This window comes from Oceanococcus sp. HetDA_MAG_MS8 (assembly GCA_019192445.1).
Classification (GTDB): Bacteria; Pseudomonadota; Gammaproteobacteria; order Nevskiales; family Oceanococcaceae; genus MS8.
Map to the genome: position 1 here is coordinate 14,965 of JAHCMK010000002.1, position 15,186 is coordinate 30,150.

Below are 15,186 nucleotides of genomic sequence, written 5' to 3' on the forward strand. Positions count from 1 at the left end.
CGGAGTATCATGCCTAAAAGCTTAGCAGCCCCAGGCGGGCAATAAGCACCTCCCCTGCTAGTAGATTATTGGAGTTCTCTATGCCGAGCACCCCCTCCCCGATGCGCCGAGTCAGTCGCGGTGATGATTGGCTGGGCCGCATTCAGAATCGCCTCGCAGAAGTCATTGATGGACCAGCAGATGACACCCATTTAAGTGCTGCGGAGCGTCGCCAGGCAGCGGCATTAATGCGCATAAATCATGCTGGCGAAGTCGCCGCTCAGGGTTTGTACTTGGGCCAGGCTGCGCAGGCCAAACGCGCGGACAATCGCGAGCATCTGCTGGAAGCGGCGGCCGAAGAAAAAGCGCACCTGCGCTGGTGCCGAGCCCGCCTCGACCGTTTGGGCTCTGCGCCCAGTTTGCTCGACCCCATTTGGTTCGCAGGCTCGTACACCCTAGGCGCCAGTGTGGCGCGCTTAGGCGATGCTATTTCCTTGGGCTTTGTCTCCGAAACAGAGCGTCAGGTGGAGGCCCACCTGGAAGGGCACTTGCAACGACTCCCAGCAGGTGACCATGCCAGCCGCGAAGTGCTGGAAAAAATGCGGGATGATGAGGCGGCGCATGGTGCAGCCGCGCGCGAACGCGGTGGGCGCGAACTGCCGCGTCCAGTGCGCAAGCTCATGGCTTTGAGTTCCAAGGTGATGACGACCAGCGCCTACTGGATTTAGCCCTCGCCAAGCATGATTCAAGGATTAGTTGCCCTACTGTCGGCTCAGCTGCTAGGCGAGATACTCAGCGCGGCACTCGGGCTGCCAGTGCCTGGGCCGGTCATAGGGCTCATCGTGTTGTTTGTCTGGTTGTGCCTGCGTGGTGGCCCTAGCAATGAGCTCAGCCAAACCGCGCATACGCTGTTGCGATATCTGCCCCTGCTGCTCATTCCGCCCTGTGTAGGCCTGATGGATCACCTCGATCTGCTCGCCATGCACGCAGAGCTATTGCTGGCAATCATCCTCGGAACCACGGCACTATCTTTGGTGCTGAGCGGCTTGCTGGGGCGTTGCTGGCTTAAGGACCCGCAACATGGCGACTGAATGGCTGGAACACAGCCGCAGTTTTGACCTGCTGCTCACCCTGCTCGCCTATCAATGCGGGGTATGGGCATATGCGCGCAGCCGCGGCCATCCCTTATTACTCCCGGTGTGGGTAGGACTGATCCTGGTGTTGGGCGCCAATGTGTTGCTGCAGCGCGACTATGCCGATTACGCCGACGGCAGCGCCGCACTCACCGCCTTGCTGGGGCCGGTCATCGTCGCTCTGGCCATCCCGCTCTACCAACATATGGGGCCTATGCGCGCCCAGGCTGGGCGGGTGCTGGGCATTGTGCTCGGCACCGCAATTTTCACGGCCCTAAGTGTCGCAGCCCTGGCCCAGTGGCTAGCTCCCAATCAGGCCACCTTGCTGGCCTCGGTCTTACCCAAAGCCGCCACCACTCCCATCGCCCTGGAAATCGCCCAGGCCACCGGCGGCATCCCCGCCTTGGCGGCCACCACCGTGATGCTCACCGGCATCGCCGGGGCCATGTTGGCCCCACCCCTGCTCAAGCTGATGCGGGTGCAAAGCCATGCCGCCCTGGGGCTGGCCTTGGGCATTTCCGCCCATGCTGTGGGCACCGCGCGTGCCTTTGAAATTAGCCCCCGCTGCGGCGCCTGGTCCGCGTTGGGCATGGGCCTAACCGGATTGCTGCTCGCCCTGGTTTTACCGGCGGTTTTGGCCTAGACACTACAGGCGTCTGGTTTGAGGCGCCACAACCGTCGTAAGGGCGACTCTGGGCGGGACACGCTGCGCGCTACTTCGGCCCACCTCCGGGGGCTGCAGAGCCTTCATCCTGAATGCCTGCACCGGCCGGACGTCCTGTCCGGCCCCACTTCGTGGCCTGATCCTGCGGCGGGCCGGCGCTCCGCTACCGTCCCGCCCAAAGCCACCCTAACGGGCATAGCCTGCAGAGCCCAAATGGAGCCAAGATCTTTATATGCTTGGGTAGTGCGGCGAGCGGTCAAAGCCGTTCTGGTAGCCAGTAGGAGCGACCCGGCGGAGCGCAGGATCAGGCCGGCGCAGCCGGCGGGGGCCAGGACGGCCCCCGCTTTGCGCGGAGGCAGGATGCCGACTCGCAAAGCCCCGGAGCGCAACCGGACCAGTCGCGACGTGGCTACCAGAGCGGCTTTGAACGCAGTGCCAACCTCTGCCGCGCCCCTGATTGCGTGCTCACCGACTTAATCACTGGCGCGGTAGCGCTGAGTTCATCCGCAATCGCAGCGAGGTGAGCAGCCGCAAGAACACAGGAAGTGCAGCAGCCTTAGAACCTATTGGCGGTGCTAAAGGAGCCAGCGAGCACAGCAAGGTGGGCTGCCACCGAAACGCAGCAGCCGCAGCAATCCGAGCCGACAGGAGCACTACTCTCTGAGAACTGATTACGGGCGCTGAGGGAATCTGCGAGCGCAGCGAGGTGGACCGCCGCCGGAGCGCAGAAAGCGCAGCAAACCTAGAAGCTACCGGCGGCGCTGAAGGAGCCAGCGAGCGAAGCAAGGTGGGCTGCCGCCGGAACGCAGCAGCCGCAGCACACGGGCCGACAGGAGCACTACTCTCTAAAAGCTGATTGCGGGCGCTGAGGGAATCTGCGAGCGCAGCGAGGTGGGTCGCCGCCGGAGCGCAGAAAGCGCAGCATATGGGCCATATGTGAGCATTTTAAGCACCGCCGGCGGCCCAGATCGCAAGCGCAGAAATTCACTCAGCGGCCGCTAGCGGCCACCTGGCATATTGCGCCCGTAGAACATCTCCATAATCTCATGCTCCACCTTGCGCCGAATATCCCGAGTTTGCTTGGGGCTCAGCTCCATGCCGTCGTCGCCGAAGAGATAGGTGGGCAGGTCCAAGTCACGTAGGCGCATCTTGGTGTGGAAAATATTCTCCTGGTAGACGTTCACATCCACCATGTCGTAAGACTGCTTGATCTGCCGGTCCAGGTAATCCTGGATAGAGGTGATTTTGTGATCGATGAAGTGCTTATGCCCGCGCACGTTGCGGGTGAAGCCACGCACGCGGTAGTCCATGATCACAATGTCGGACTCAAAGCTGTGGATGAGGTAATTCAGCGCCTTCAGGGGCGAAATCAAGCCACAGGTTGATACATCGATATCCGCGCGAAAAGTCGAAATGCCCTTGTGCGGATGCGACTCTGGATAGGTGTGCACGGTGATGTGCGATTTATCCAAGTGCCCCACCACCGACTCTTTGATGGGCTCCTCACAGATCAGCATGGTGACCGAAGCCCCTTGGGGGTCGTAGTCCTGGTGGGCGATATTGAGGATGTTGGCACCGATGATGTTCGACACCTCGGTGAGAATATTGGTCAGGCGCTCCGCGTTATAGGCCTCATCAATGTACTCAATGTATTCCTTCTGGGCCTGCTCGGTGAGCGTGTAGCACACATCGTAGATATTGAAGCTCAGGCTTTTGGTGAGGTTGTTAAACCCCAACAGCTTGAGCTTGTCGTTCATGTGCTTAGCCATGCCTTAGGCGTCCTCGGCAATGCGCCACGAATGCGTGATCTCGCAGCTGGCTTCCAGCATGCGAGCCGCCGAGCAATATTTTTCGGCACTTAAGCTCACGGCGCGTTGTACTAGCTTTTCGCTTAAGTCGCCGCCACGCAGGATGAACTCCAAGTGAATCTTGGTAAAGACCTTGGGTTCGGTCTCCGCGCGCTCACCCTGAACTCTCACTTCACAGCCCTGAATATCGGCCCGGGAGCGGCGCAGGATGTGCACCACATCCACCCCAGAACAACTCCCCAGCGACACCAGCATCAGCTCCATAGGCCGTGGTCCCGAGTTATCGCCACCCAAATCTGGCGGCCCATCCACGCGGAGTTGATGGCCACTGCCGGTATCGACATCGAAGGCCATTCCGCCGGCCCAATTCATGGAAATATTCATGCTGTTGCTTCCTGAGCAAGATGCCTTACGGCCGTTCAATTTGGTCGCGAGGCGCGGATGGTACTCCGATCATTAGCCTTTGGCAGCGGGGTACCCAGGGTTGTGCAAGGGGTCTGCCACCAGACCTAGGCTGATTGTGACTGGGCCAACCAGCGGCCCAGTTCTGCGCCGGGCTCCACGGCGCGCATCAAGTGCTCACCAATCAAAAAACCAAAGACACCCGCCTGCATCATGCGCTGCATATCCGCCCCGTTACGTATTCCCGACTCGGTCACCAGCACCCGTTCTTCGGGAACCTCGCCAAGCAGCTCCAGGGTAGTCTCCAAACGAGTTTCAAAGGTACGCAGGTTGCGATTGTTCACGCCCAAAATACCTCCGGGCAGCTCCAAAGCGCGGCCTAACTCTTCGCCATCATGCACTTCCACCAGCACGTCCAACTGAAAATGTCGCGCGCAGGCATACAGTTCTTCCATTTGCGCATCGGAGAGTGCCGCCACAATCAACAAAATTGCGTCCGCGCCCCAGGTGCGCGCCTGCGCCACCTGCCAAGTATCGATCATGAAGTCCTTGCGCAAAATAGGTAGCGTAACCGCCTTATGCGCCTGCATAAGATAGTCGGCATGCCCTTGGAAAAAGTCCTCGTCGGTCAACACCGACAAGCAACTCGCGCCGCCCTCGGCATAGGACTGGGCAATATGAGCCGCATCAAAATCGGCCCGAATCAGCCCCTTGGAAGGCGAGGCCTTCTTGATTTCAGCGATCACCGCTGCGTCACCGGCCGCTACCTTGGCCCGCATCGCATGGGCAAAGCCGCGTGGCGCCTCTGCCACAGTAGCTAACTCTTCCAGGTCCCGAAAACTATGAACGCTGCGCCCAGCGCGCACCTCTTCGGCTTTGCGCTGGAGTATTTGGCTGAGAATATCGCTCATCTTCAGTCTCTTGATTGTTGTTGCAGCGCAGTCAGAAAATCCAGCGCTATCCCTTTTTCCAAGGCCGCCAATGCCTGCGATACACCCGCTGCCAGGCTAGAGGCCTGCCCTGCCACATAGAGGCCCGCACCAGCATTCATCGCAATAGCCGTAGTTGCTGCGCCCGGTGTACCGCCCAAGGCCTCTTTGATGATTTGCGCACTTTGCTCTGCGGACTCCACCACCAGGTCATTCATAGCCACGCGCTGCAGGCCAAAATGCTCGGGCTCGACCACATACTCAAGATACTCACCGTCACGCATCTCACAAACCTTAGTTGCAGCACACGCGCTGATTTCATCAGTGCTATCGGTGCCGTGAACCACCAAGGCATGCTTGCTACCCAAACGACATAGGACCTCGGCAAGGGGTCGTAAGAGAGCTTCGTCGAAGACCCCCAACACCTGCCGCTGGGCACCAGCCGGGTTGGTCAAAGGTCCGAGAACATTAAAGATGGTGCGAATACCTAGCTCACGCCGGGGGCCAATGGCATGTTTCATAGCCGGGTGGTACAGGGGCGCAAACAAGAAGGCAAAACCACTACTTTGCAGGGCCTGAGCTGCCTGCTCCGGAGATAACTCCAGATTTACCCCTAGGGTCGCCAACACATCGGCGCTGCCAGATTTGGAGGACACGCTGCGGTTGCCGTGCTTGGCCACCGGCACACCGAGCGCGGCCAACAGCAGTGCAGTCGCGGTAGACACATTAAACAACCCGGCACCGTCGCCACCCGTGCCACAGGTATCTACCAATGCAGCACGCAGCGTTTCGCTTACAGGCACAGCTTGGGCCTTCTCGCGCATCACTTCGGCTGCAGCCGTAATTTCAGTGACGGTTTCGCCCTTGAGTCTCAAGGCCACCAAAAAACCAGCGATCTGCGCCGGACTCGCCTCACCCTCCATGATCTCGCGCATGGCACCGCGCATCTGCTCGGCATCTAGATCATGACCAGCAAGTAATTCCTTCAGCAGGCTTTGCACCATCATGCGCGCATCTCCAAAAAGTTCTTCAGCATGCTGTGGCCATGCTCGCTCAGAATAGACTCGGGGTGGAACTGCACACCCTCAATTGCAAGCTCTTTGTGCCGAAGACCCATGATTTCCTCGCGCTCTCCGCGCTCGTCCAGCGTCCACGCCGTGACCTCTAAACAGTCCGGAACACTGTGCTCTGCAATGACCAGAGAGTGGTAACGAGTGGCCGTAAATGGGCTGGGCAAGCCGGCGAATACACCTTGAGCGGTGTGTTCGATCGCCGAGGTTTTGCCGTGCATCACCTCACGGGCACGCACGACTTCGCCACCAAAAAACTGCCCAATGCTCTGGTGACCCAAACACACGCCTAGCAAGGGGATACGACCAGCAAAACGCTCCACCGTGGCCAAAGAAATGCCCGCCTCATTGGGCGTGCAAGGGCCAGGAGAGATAACGATATGCGAGGGCTGTAAAGACTCGATATCCGCCACTGTTACCGCATCATTGCGCCATGTCTCCACCTCAACTCCCAACTCCAGCAAGTACTGGACAAGGTTGTAGGTAAAGCTGTCGTAGTTGTCGAGCATTAAGACCATGGCGGCGGTGCCAGATCGGCGGCATTGCAGTGAGGTAGGGCATTGTGCCGCAACAGGCCGTAGCGCGCCTGCGACCCAGGTTATTGCTCTCTATATGTTGCCTTGTTCTACCCCTCAACTAGGCCACCAATGGTGGTTCGTCACACCTCGAAACTGGGCAAAAAAGCGTCCTTAGTATTCGCTGCTGAGCGCATCTTTCTGGGGATTTTTACACAAGGCCTTGTTGCGGCGAGACTTCATCCGCCGTACTGCCGAGTCTTCCTCTCGCCATAGCGCCGCGCCTAGCCGCTTTCTCCCCACCCAGGCGCTGGCTTCGTCCTTAGGGCGCTCAGCTGTGCAGACCTATGCGGTGGTGTCGAAAATTCAGACAGAGTCGCTCAGCTCAGGGCGTATTGCGCCGTTGGATCCGCATTCGTCCGCAGTGCCGGAGGGCACCGCGCAGCAGCGCGAAGAACAGCGGCGCCAGCGGCGCGATACGCCCATTTGCAGACCTAATCACGAAAACCCAACAACCTGGGCCTGTTCTAGCCACAAAAAAGCCCCCTGCGCCATCAGCACAGGGGGCCATAGGATCAAAGATCGCCTGTCGCCTCGGAGCCACCAGGCTCGCGAAGCGAGGTTCTGCCGATTAGGGCAGATTCAGCGTAAAGATGGTGGTACTACCGTTGATCTCGTTACCGGTCACCAGCAAATCAGCGCCATTCGGGCTATCTGCTGCCGGGATGTACAGCACACCTTCAGGACCCAGGTCGCCGGCCATGCCGCCTTCCTGATCCACGCTGAAGTCCCGGTTGTTGGTGTAGCCCAAGAAGCCAGCCAGGCGGGGGTTGGTCAGGTCGTAGATCATGATGCCGCCCACGCGCTCGAGGCCAATGAAACCGTAAACCCGATCGCCAATACGAGCGATATCGACGTTTTCCGGCTCGGGGCCTTTGTTGTCGGAGCGGTTTTGACGAGTCGCGTTGTCATTGCTGGCGTTGAACACCACGCTGCCGTCAATCAGATCCAGATGGGCCGTGATGCGTTCGAAGTCGTCGTTGGAATCAAAGACCACACCGTTTTCATCCACCACCGAGAAGGAGCGCGCGCCGAAAGCGGTGACCCGATCGATATCGCCATCGTTGTCCAGGTCAAAAGCCTGATCGCAGATGAAATCGATGCGGCCCAGTTCGTTGTCATCGTCCCGACCGGCGAACAAGGTCGCGTCCAGATTGGCAAAGTCATCCAGCCCACACTCGTCCACATCATCGCGGGAATCGCCCTCGTTAGCGGTGACCACGTAATGGGTGCCGTTGACCATGTAGCTGGCAATACCATCCGGCATGGCCAAGCCCCAGACACCCTCTTCGGCCACGATATCGATCTCGTCGCGGTCCGAAGCATCCAGAGCATTCACCAGCAGGCCATGATCTTTGAAGCCCAGGCTAACGATGGAGTCGATGCGCATGTTTTCCACATCGACCACGGCGATACCGTTGTTTTCCTGCAAGGACACGAAGACCAAGCTGCCGTCTTCACTAAAGGCGGGGTACTCAGGCTCCAAGTCGTTGGCCACGGAGGTCGCGCCCGGCTCAATGCGCAGGGTGTCGGGCAGTTCGGCATGCCGGCTGCCACCCATATTGAAGTCGGTGAAGCCCAGGGTCATGGCGGTGGCATTGGCCGCACCATTGGACAGATCGATCATGGTGATCGAGCCAGGGACGTCATTGGCAAAGTCACGCAGATCGCCATCATTAGGGTCGGCAGGTACTTCGCCTTCGTTGGCCACGGCGACCAGGCTGCCGTCGGGGCTGGCGGCCAAACCATCGGGCAGCGCGCCAGCTTCCAAGCTGGTCACAAATGCCAGGGTACCAGCGTCGTACAAGGCCACCCGACCATTGGCGGTGGCTGGATCGGCCTCAACCGCTACGGCCACCACACCACCAGCGACAACGACGCTGTTCACTCCATCGAAGCCAGCACCGAGCTCGGCCACCGGGTCCAGTACCGCTTCTTGAGTGGGGGTGGCAGGGTTGCTGATATCCAACACTTCCACCTGACCCGCTTCGGCATTGATGACGAAGAGGCGATCGGTTGCTGGGTCGAAGGCGACGATTTCTGCCGCACTTTCGTCAAAGCCCGCATTGGGGTTCTGGTAACGACCCAGTACCGTGAGGCTGGCCTTGGTAGGCAGAGCAAACACCGAACTGCTGCGCCCATCCACCAGACGCTGAATACGTAGGTCATCGGCAGGGTCGGTCTCGGCCAGATCGTAGGGCACCTCAGCGAAGAAGGCCTGCAGATACTCGGCCAGGGCATCCTGCTCCCGACCGGCGTCGGAGAAGCTGCTTTGACCTGGGTCCACGACGGTGTCGATGCGCGACAGGCTGGTCATATTGGGTGCGGTCAGCCCCTTGTAGGGGTAGCCATCACCACAATCGTTGGTGGGGTCGTTGATGCAGCTTTCGGCCAGGAAGTTCAGCGTCACCAAACGGTAGCTCCGGCTGAGGTCACCCTGCAGCATGCCGTTCACGGCCACTTGGTCGATCACAGCACCCGAGTCATCGACGATGGCCAGATCCAGCACCCGGCTCAGCGTGGTCGCCACGCCGCGGTTGGTGTCGCCAGCCATACGCGCGGGCATGCTGGGGTCGAAGCTGAAGCGCACGCCGGCCACTTGCGGGAATTGGCCAGGCGTACCGTCGCCGGCGACCGCATGCTCAATGATGTCTGCCAACTCGGCCACGGTGACTGTGATGTTCACCAAGCGGTTGTTGAAGCGCAGAGTCTGCTCCAGATCAAGCTGCGATATACCACCCGCTGGCTTGCCACTGCTGACATTGGCCTGGGGCGCCAAGAACTGTGCCTGGGCCGGGTCGGTCGTCCCTGGCGGCTGCAAGACCTGGCCGATTTCGGCGCGGATACCGCCACCGTTTTTGAGCGAGATCAGCACATCAGATTCGGTTTGCTGCGCGTACCAGAGGTTGGCCTCGGCCGTGAGGTTACCCACATTGGTTTCTTCGGTCCGCACTTGGCTGCGACGGCCATCGAGGAAAACCGACGTCAGGCCCAGCACATTGCCATCTTTCTCCACCAGAACCTCTTCCAACGCCTCGGTAATCGCGACTACCTCAGGAATGGGCTCAAAGCTGGCGAAGGGCAGCACGTCGGTCGCGAAGGCGCCACTTTGAATGGGGTCAATACTTTGCGGCAGGACCCGGCCCTGGGCATCGAAGTCCACGACCAAGCGGCCCAAGTAGCGGTAGTCACCGTCGGTGTTCACCAACAGCACCGGCTCGCCACTGGCCGAAGTGATTTGCTGCGGATACACATCAGCAGCGGCATCACCCTCACGCAGACGGTCGGAGAGATCCGCCAGGCGGGTGTTGGAGCCACCGGCGATAATGATATCGACACCGCTGAGCAATTCGGCCAGCTGCTTTTCCACGCTGATCTGCTGCATGTGGGCCAGCAAAATCACCTTGTCGATGTTGCCACCGGCGGTGAGCGCGTCCACTTCGGCCTGAATAATCGCAGCCAGAGCATCGATGTCGCTGGAATCGTCCGGCGTGAACTCCAGATCGCCCACGCTGGTGATTGAGGGGAAAGTAGGACTGGAAGCGCCCACCACACCGATGGTTTGCCCGCCCACGGTGATGGTAGCGCTGGAAGAAACCGAGTTCGGCGCAGCCGCTTGGCCAGCCGCAACCAGCAAAGGTGCGGTGTCGGCATCGGCGCTGAAGTCGATATTGGCGGACAGATACGGGAACTGCGCGCCTGGCCACTCGCCATCAGCAGCAATGAGCTCAGCAAAGGTATCTGCGCCCAAATCCAACTCGTGGTTGCCGACCACCGAGGCCTGCACGCCCAGAGCATTGAGCCAACCCACATGGGCACGTCCGGCATCGGCGGCACCCAGGGCAGCATCGAGGCGCGCGTCATCAGCGCCAAAGTATTCTGGACCCGGAATCCAGTTGTCGCCCGAACTCAGGAGCAGCGTGTTTTGCGGCATCATGCCGCGGAAGCCATCCACCATGGCCGAGAAATTGCGCACATCATCGGCCCCACCAGGGCCATCGACATCAGCAAAGTGCAGCAGCTGTAGTTTAAAAACGCCTGGATCAACGCGATCCACGCCATCGGAACCATCTGCTCCGTCTGCACCGTCAGCCCCATCGGAACCATCTACGCCATTACAGATGATCTCGCTACTGGTGATCTCGGCAGCAGTGAGCACTCCGTCACTGTTCTGGTCGTTACCGGAATCCACCCTTACTCCGCCAGTGGGGCATTGGGCGCCGGCCGCAATCGCCGTCGTCTCCACCAGTCCACCGCTGATAAAGGTGAGCTCATCACCGCAGGCACTCAAACCTAACAGCATGGCGGCGGCCAAGCCGACACGCCCCACAATCATCTCTCGCACTGTGTATCTCCCAAATGTCCAATTGCTCGGGGGAGGGCCAAGCTGGCCCTAGCACCAGGACATTAGGGCGGCAATGGAGTCAGTGCGGTGACGCGGGGATGAAGCTTCTATGACGCCGGTATGGCAGCTCGTGCGGCGGCGCGCAATACAGCGCGGGCCTTATTCATGGTTTCTTCCCACTCTTTGGCAGGAACCGAGTCCGCAACAATGCCAGCGCCGGCTTGAACCACAACCTGGCCGTCTTTGATGACCGCGGTGCGAATAGCAATAGCCGTATCCATGCTGCCGTTCCAGGCGAGGTAGCCCACTGCACCGGAGTACAGACCGCGCTGGTGCGGCTCTAGCTCGGCGATGATTTCCAAGGCGCGAACTTTAGGCGCCCCAGACAGGGTGCCGGCCGGGAAAGTGGCGCGCAGCACATCCATGGCGCTGCGATCATCCGCCAGCGTTCCCACGACGTTGGAAACGATGTGCATGACCTGGGAATAGCGCTCGATGACCATCTTCTCGGTCAGCTGTACGCTGCCAGCCTGCGCGATCCTACCCACGTCATTGCGACCCAGGTCAATCAACATCAAATGCTCGGCCACCTCTTTGGGGTCGGCCAGCAAGTCTTCTTCGAAGGCTTTGTCGGCAGCCGCGGTGGCCCCACGCGGCCGGGTGCCGGCAATGGGTCGCACCGTCACCTGATCGTGCTCCAGGCGCACCAACACCTCTGGCGAGGAGCCTGCCACCTGAAAGTCGCCGTAATCAAAGAAATACAGATAAGGCGAAGGGTTATCGCTACGCAAGGCCCGATACAGGTTCAGCGCCGAACCATCGAAGGGGGCGGTGAGTCGCTGCGAGAGCACCACCTGCATGCAGTCGCCCGCCAGGATGTAATCGCGAATGCGCTGCACCCCGGCTTCGTAGGCGGCCTGGGGGTAGCTGGCTTCAAAGTCGAGATCTGTGCCTGGCGCAGCTTCCGCCAGCACAGGCCAGGATTGTGCCAAGGGTTGCTCAAGGCGATTCTGCAGCGCCTCCAAGCGCTGCTGCGCCTCGGCAGCCGGCACTGAGGCATCTGCCAGCACGACCAAATGCAATCGGTTGCGCAGATTGTCGAAAATGACAAACTCATCGGCGCGGAGCAAGCAGATATCGGGCAGGTCCAAGGGGTCTTCAGGGCTGCGCATCGCAGCCTGTACCCGTGGCTCAATGTGGCCAATGGTCGCCGCCCCAAAGTATCCCACCAGACCGCCATTCAAACGGGGCAGCTCCGGCAGTTCCGGGGCATCTATGTTGGCTGCGTAGTCTGCAATCCACTGCAGCGGGTCGGCCACATCCAGGCATTCTGCAAGGTGCCCATCAACAACACGACTAACGGTGTTGCCGCGCACCTCCAGGCGCTCCTTCGCAGGCAGGCCAATGATGGAATACCGCCCCCAGGTTTCGCCGCCCTGGACCGACTCCAGCAAGAAGCTGTTGGGGCCGGCCGCGAGTTTGAGGTAAACGGTCAGCGGCGTTTCCAGGTCGGATAGGACGCTGCGGGTGTGAAGTTGAAGCTGTTGCATCCGCTCAGACGGCAAGCCGCCCCTTCATCTCGGAAATGACCGCCGCATAATCCGGCGCATTAAAAATGGCACTGCCGGCCACGAAGGTGTCGGCCCCGGCGGTAGCAATCTCGGCGATGTTATCCACCTTCACGCCGCCATCAATTTCTAAGCGGGTAGACAGCCCCCGCTGATCAATCATGGCGCGCACGGCGCGAAGTTTATCCAGGGTGTAGGGGATAAAGGATTGCCCCCCAAAGCCGGGGTTCACGCTCATGAGCAGCACCATGTCGAGCTGCGGCAGGATGTGCTCCAGCACCTGGACGGGAGTCGCTGGATTGAGCACCACGCCCGCCTGACAACCAGCGCTTTTGATGAGCTGGATGGTTCGGTCGACATGCCGGGTTGCTTCGGGATGGAAAGTAATCATGCTCGCCCCCGCCTCGGCAAAGGGCTCCACCAAACTATCCACGGGCTCCACCATCAGGTGCACGTCCATGGGCGCGGAAATACCGAACTTACGCATCGCCGACACAATCATGGGGCCAAGTGTCAGGTTCGGCACGTAGTGATTATCCATCACATCCACATGCACCCAGTCCGCTCCAGCCGCGAGTACGGCGCTGACATCCTCGCCCAAACGAGCGAAGTCAGCAGACAAAATGGAAGGGGCGATCACGGGGCTTTGCATGGGTCAGAACCAACAAAATCTGGAGAGCGACCGCGCACTTTACCCAATGCACCGGCTACCATAAAGCGTTCCGCCTCGAATGCTGCGTACGCATGAGCTTGCACACCACTGAATTGACCTCACTCCCCCTGGTTCACCGCGGCAAAGTGCGCGATATCTACGCGGTTGGGAATGATCAGCTGCTCATCGTGACCACGGATCGTCTTTCAGCCTTTGATGTGGTGTTGCCCGATCCCATCCCAGGCAAAGGGCGGGTTCTCACGCAAATGGCCAACTTTTGGTTTGATCGCTTTGCTCATTGGCTGCCCAACCACCTCTCCTCTACCCCTTTGAATGAGGTATTGAGTGGTGCCGAGCTAGAGCAGGTCCAAGACCAGGCGATTTTGGTGAAGAAGGTCCGCGCACTGCCCTTAGAGGCCATTGTGCGTGGCTACATCATTGGCAGCGGGTGGAAGGACTATCAAAGCAGTGGTGCGGTGTGTGGCATCTCGCTTCCAGCTGGACTCCCCCAGGCCGCTCAGCTTGAGCAACCTCTGTTTACTCCCAGCACCAAGGCCGCTGTTGGCGATCATGATGAAAATGTCGATTTCGATCATATCGTCGAATTAGTCGGCAAGGATCTTGCCCAACAGATCCGAGAACTATCGCTGCGCCTCTATCGCGAGGCGGCCGATTACGCCCGCGACAAAGGCATTTTGATTGCGGATACCAAGCTGGAGTTTGGTGTGGACAATAATGGTGACCTCCTCCTGATTGATGAAGTACTCACGCCGGATAGCAGTCGCTTCTGGCCGGCTGAGGAGTACCAAACCGGCATCTCGCCTCCCAGTTTCGATAAGCAGTTTGTGCGCGACTACCTCGAGACTTTGGACTGGGACAAAACAGCCCCAGGGCCCACATTACCGGCCCACATCATCGAACAAACCAGTGCCAAGTATGCTGAGGCCCTGCGCCGATTAACCCAGGCTTGAGCGAGACTTCCACCGGCCAGTTGCTGACGCAACCTGCCTACTGGCAGGCGCTGCGTGACCATGGCTGTGCCTGTCCAGACACCGGCTGGGAGTGGCAGCAACAGGCCTCCGAATTGACCCAGGCCCCGGTATGGTCCAAAGCCCATTCCTGGGGCGAATTTGTCTTCGACCAAACCTGGGCCCAAGCCTACAGCCGCGCCGGCGGGGCTTATTACCCCAAGTGGGTCTGCGCTCTGCCCTTCACCCCCGTTCCTGGCCCACGGCTGGGCGCCCAGCCAGCCCAGACCGCCGCAGAGCTAGCCGAGCTCGGGCGTGATGCCGGCGTGAGCGGCATACATGTCTTGTTTGCCAGCGATACCGATGCCAGTGCGCTTGCCCACGACCCTCGATGGCTGCGACGGCAAGATATTCGCTATATCTGGCGTAACCGAGGATACGCAGATTTTGGCGATTTTCTTGGCGCGCTGAGCAGTAAAAAACGCAAGAACTTGCGCCGAGAGCGTCGCTTGGCCCAGCAAACCGGGCTCCATATGCAATGGCTACCAGCGGCGCAGCTTCCAGCGCAGGACTGGAATCGGCTGTATGCCCTTTATGCCAGCACCTATCACATGCGCGGCCAGCACCCCTACCTCAGCCTTAGCTGCTTGCAGGCCTGGGCGGAGCAGTTGCCCGAGAACTTTTGGTTATGCACAGCGCGCGATGACCAGCAGCAGCTACAGGCCATGGCCTTCTTCTTTGCCGATGAGCAGGCCTTGTATGGCCGCCATTGGGGGGCCGCCAAAGACTACGACTGCCTGCACTTCGAGCTGTGTTACTACCAGGGCATGGAATTCTGTCTAGAACGCAACATTCCCCACTTCGATGCGGGCGTCCAAGGCCAGCATCGCCTGCTCAGAGGCTTTGAGCCAGCACTCAGCCAATCCCTGCATTATTTGCTCAACCCGGAGTTTTCAGCGGCGGTCGCAGCCTACCTCCAGCGGGAGACGCCAGCGGTGCAAGCGGAGTGGCAGGAGCAGTGCCGTGCTACCGCATTTAAGGATCGCTTGGAGTAGAACGGGCACATCAGGTGATCGACTAGCAGACTCATCGG

Annotated in this window: 13 protein-coding genes; 5 read left to right on the forward strand and 8 right to left on the reverse strand. The window is 59.8% G+C overall.

All coding sequences use genetic code 11. From position 1 onward, the window contains the following. The first annotated feature begins 101 nt into the window (after nucleotides 1-101). The 3 genes from coq7 to KI787_02980 are packed head-to-tail and all read left to right on the forward strand — an operon-like array spanning nucleotide 102 to nucleotide 1,755. Nucleotides 102-707, forward strand: a complete 606-nt coding sequence (gene coq7 / locus KI787_02970) for a 2-polyprenyl-3-methyl-6-methoxy-1,4-benzoquinone monooxygenase (protein MBV6628893.1) — start codon at nucleotides 102-104, stop codon at nucleotides 705-707. Between the two features lie 12 nt (nucleotides 708-719). After that, nucleotides 720-1,070 carry a CidA/LrgA family protein gene (locus KI787_02975; GenBank protein ID MBV6628894.1) on the forward strand — a complete coding sequence of 117 codons (351 nt, stop codon included), beginning with the start codon at nucleotides 720-722 and terminating at the stop codon, nucleotides 1,068-1,070. After that, nucleotides 1,060-1,755 (forward strand): LrgB family protein, encoded by a 696-nt coding sequence (locus KI787_02980; GenBank protein ID MBV6628895.1) that lies wholly within the window; start codon nucleotides 1,060-1,062, stop codon nucleotides 1,753-1,755. Before KI787_02975 ends, KI787_02980 begins: the two co-directional genes overlap by 11 nt. A 1,019-nt stretch (nucleotides 1,756-2,774) precedes the next feature. On the opposite strand, the gene speD is transcribed toward KI787_02980, so the two are convergent. The 8 genes from speD to rpe all read right to left on the reverse strand — a co-directional run bounded on the left by speD (nucleotide 2,775) and on the right by rpe (nucleotide 13,125). Next, nucleotides 2,775-3,545 carry an adenosylmethionine decarboxylase gene (gene speD / locus KI787_02985; protein MBV6628896.1) on the reverse strand — a complete coding sequence of 257 codons (771 nt, stop codon included), beginning with the start codon at nucleotides 3,543-3,545 and terminating at the stop codon, nucleotides 2,775-2,777. A gap of 3 nt (nucleotides 3,546-3,548) precedes the next feature. Then, nucleotides 3,549-3,968 (reverse strand): OsmC family protein, encoded by a 420-nt coding sequence (locus KI787_02990; protein MBV6628897.1) that lies wholly within the window; start codon nucleotides 3,966-3,968, stop codon nucleotides 3,549-3,551. Nucleotides 3,969-4,093: 125 nt separating this feature from the next. Further along, nucleotides 4,094-4,897: an indole-3-glycerol phosphate synthase TrpC gene (gene trpC / locus KI787_02995; GenBank protein ID MBV6628898.1), complete on the reverse strand. Its 804-nt coding sequence runs from the start codon at nucleotides 4,895-4,897 to the stop codon at nucleotides 4,094-4,096. A 2-nt stretch (nucleotides 4,898-4,899) separates the two neighbouring features. After that, entirely contained in the window at nucleotides 4,900-5,922 is a 1,023-nt protein-coding gene (gene trpD / locus KI787_03000; GenBank protein ID MBV6628899.1) for an anthranilate phosphoribosyltransferase, read from the reverse strand. Further along, the gene (locus KI787_03005; GenBank protein MBV6628900.1) at nucleotides 5,919-6,503 is read right to left on the reverse strand and encodes an aminodeoxychorismate/anthranilate synthase component II; all 585 of its coding nucleotides are present in this window, start codon (nucleotides 6,501-6,503) and stop codon (nucleotides 5,919-5,921) included. The genes trpD and KI787_03005 overlap by 4 nt, the downstream gene beginning before the upstream one ends. A gap of 628 nt (nucleotides 6,504-7,131) precedes the next feature. Further along, on the reverse strand, nucleotides 7,132-10,905 hold the full coding sequence (locus KI787_03010; GenBank protein MBV6628901.1) for a choice-of-anchor I family protein: 3,774 nt from the start codon (nucleotides 10,903-10,905) through the stop codon (nucleotides 7,132-7,134). A 107-nt stretch (nucleotides 10,906-11,012) separates the two neighbouring features. Continuing rightward, on the reverse strand, nucleotides 11,013-12,455 hold the full coding sequence (locus tag KI787_03015; GenBank protein ID MBV6628902.1) for an anthranilate synthase component I: 1,443 nt from the start codon (nucleotides 12,453-12,455) through the stop codon (nucleotides 11,013-11,015). A gap of 4 nt (nucleotides 12,456-12,459) precedes the next feature. Next, the gene (gene rpe, locus KI787_03020; protein ID MBV6628903.1) at nucleotides 12,460-13,125 is read right to left on the reverse strand and encodes a ribulose-phosphate 3-epimerase; all 666 of its coding nucleotides are present in this window, start codon (nucleotides 13,123-13,125) and stop codon (nucleotides 12,460-12,462) included. 92 nt (nucleotides 13,126-13,217) lie between these two features. On the opposite strand from rpe, the gene KI787_03025 reads away from it, so the two are divergent. Beyond that, the gene (locus KI787_03025; protein MBV6628904.1) at nucleotides 13,218-14,096 is read left to right on the forward strand and encodes a phosphoribosylaminoimidazolesuccinocarboxamide synthase; all 879 of its coding nucleotides are present in this window, start codon (nucleotides 13,218-13,220) and stop codon (nucleotides 14,094-14,096) included. Further along, on the forward strand, nucleotides 14,093-15,148 hold the full coding sequence (locus tag KI787_03030) for a GNAT family N-acetyltransferase (GenBank protein ID MBV6628905.1): 1,056 nt from the start codon (nucleotides 14,093-14,095) through the stop codon (nucleotides 15,146-15,148). Before KI787_03025 ends, KI787_03030 begins: the two co-directional genes overlap by 4 nt. Nucleotides 15,149-15,186 lie beyond the last annotated feature (38 nt).

Excerpts from the sequence above, each read along its gene's own strand:
- trpD (MBV6628899.1), bottom strand. The coding sequence starts at position 5,922 with ATGATGGTGCAAAGCCTGCTGAAGGAATTACTTGCTGGTCATGATCTA.
- KI787_03005 (MBV6628900.1), bottom strand. The coding sequence starts at position 6,503 with ATGGTCTTAATGCTCGACAACTACGACAGCTTTACCTACAACCTTGTC.
- rpe (MBV6628903.1), bottom strand. The coding sequence starts at position 13,125 with ATGCAAAGCCCCGTGATCGCCCCTTCCATTTTGTCTGCTGACTTCGCT.
- trpC (MBV6628898.1), bottom strand. The coding sequence starts at position 4,897 with ATGAGCGATATTCTCAGCCAAATACTCCAGCGCAAAGCCGAAGAGGTG.
- KI787_02990 (MBV6628897.1), bottom strand. The coding sequence starts at position 3,968 with ATGAATATTTCCATGAATTGGGCCGGCGGAATGGCCTTCGATGTCGAT.
- speD (MBV6628896.1), bottom strand. The coding sequence starts at position 3,545 with ATGGCTAAGCACATGAACGACAAGCTCAAGCTGTTGGGGTTTAACAAC.
- KI787_02975 (MBV6628894.1), top strand. The coding sequence starts at position 720 with ATGATTCAAGGATTAGTTGCCCTACTGTCGGCTCAGCTGCTAGGCGAG.
- KI787_03015 (MBV6628902.1), bottom strand. The coding sequence starts at position 12,455 with ATGCAACAGCTTCAACTTCACACCCGCAGCGTCCTATCCGACCTGGAA.
- KI787_02980 (MBV6628895.1), top strand. The coding sequence starts at position 1,060 with ATGGCGACTGAATGGCTGGAACACAGCCGCAGTTTTGACCTGCTGCTC.
- coq7 (MBV6628893.1), top strand. The coding sequence starts at position 102 with ATGCGCCGAGTCAGTCGCGGTGATGATTGGCTGGGCCGCATTCAGAAT.
- KI787_03025 (MBV6628904.1), top strand. The coding sequence starts at position 13,218 with ATGAGCTTGCACACCACTGAATTGACCTCACTCCCCCTGGTTCACCGC.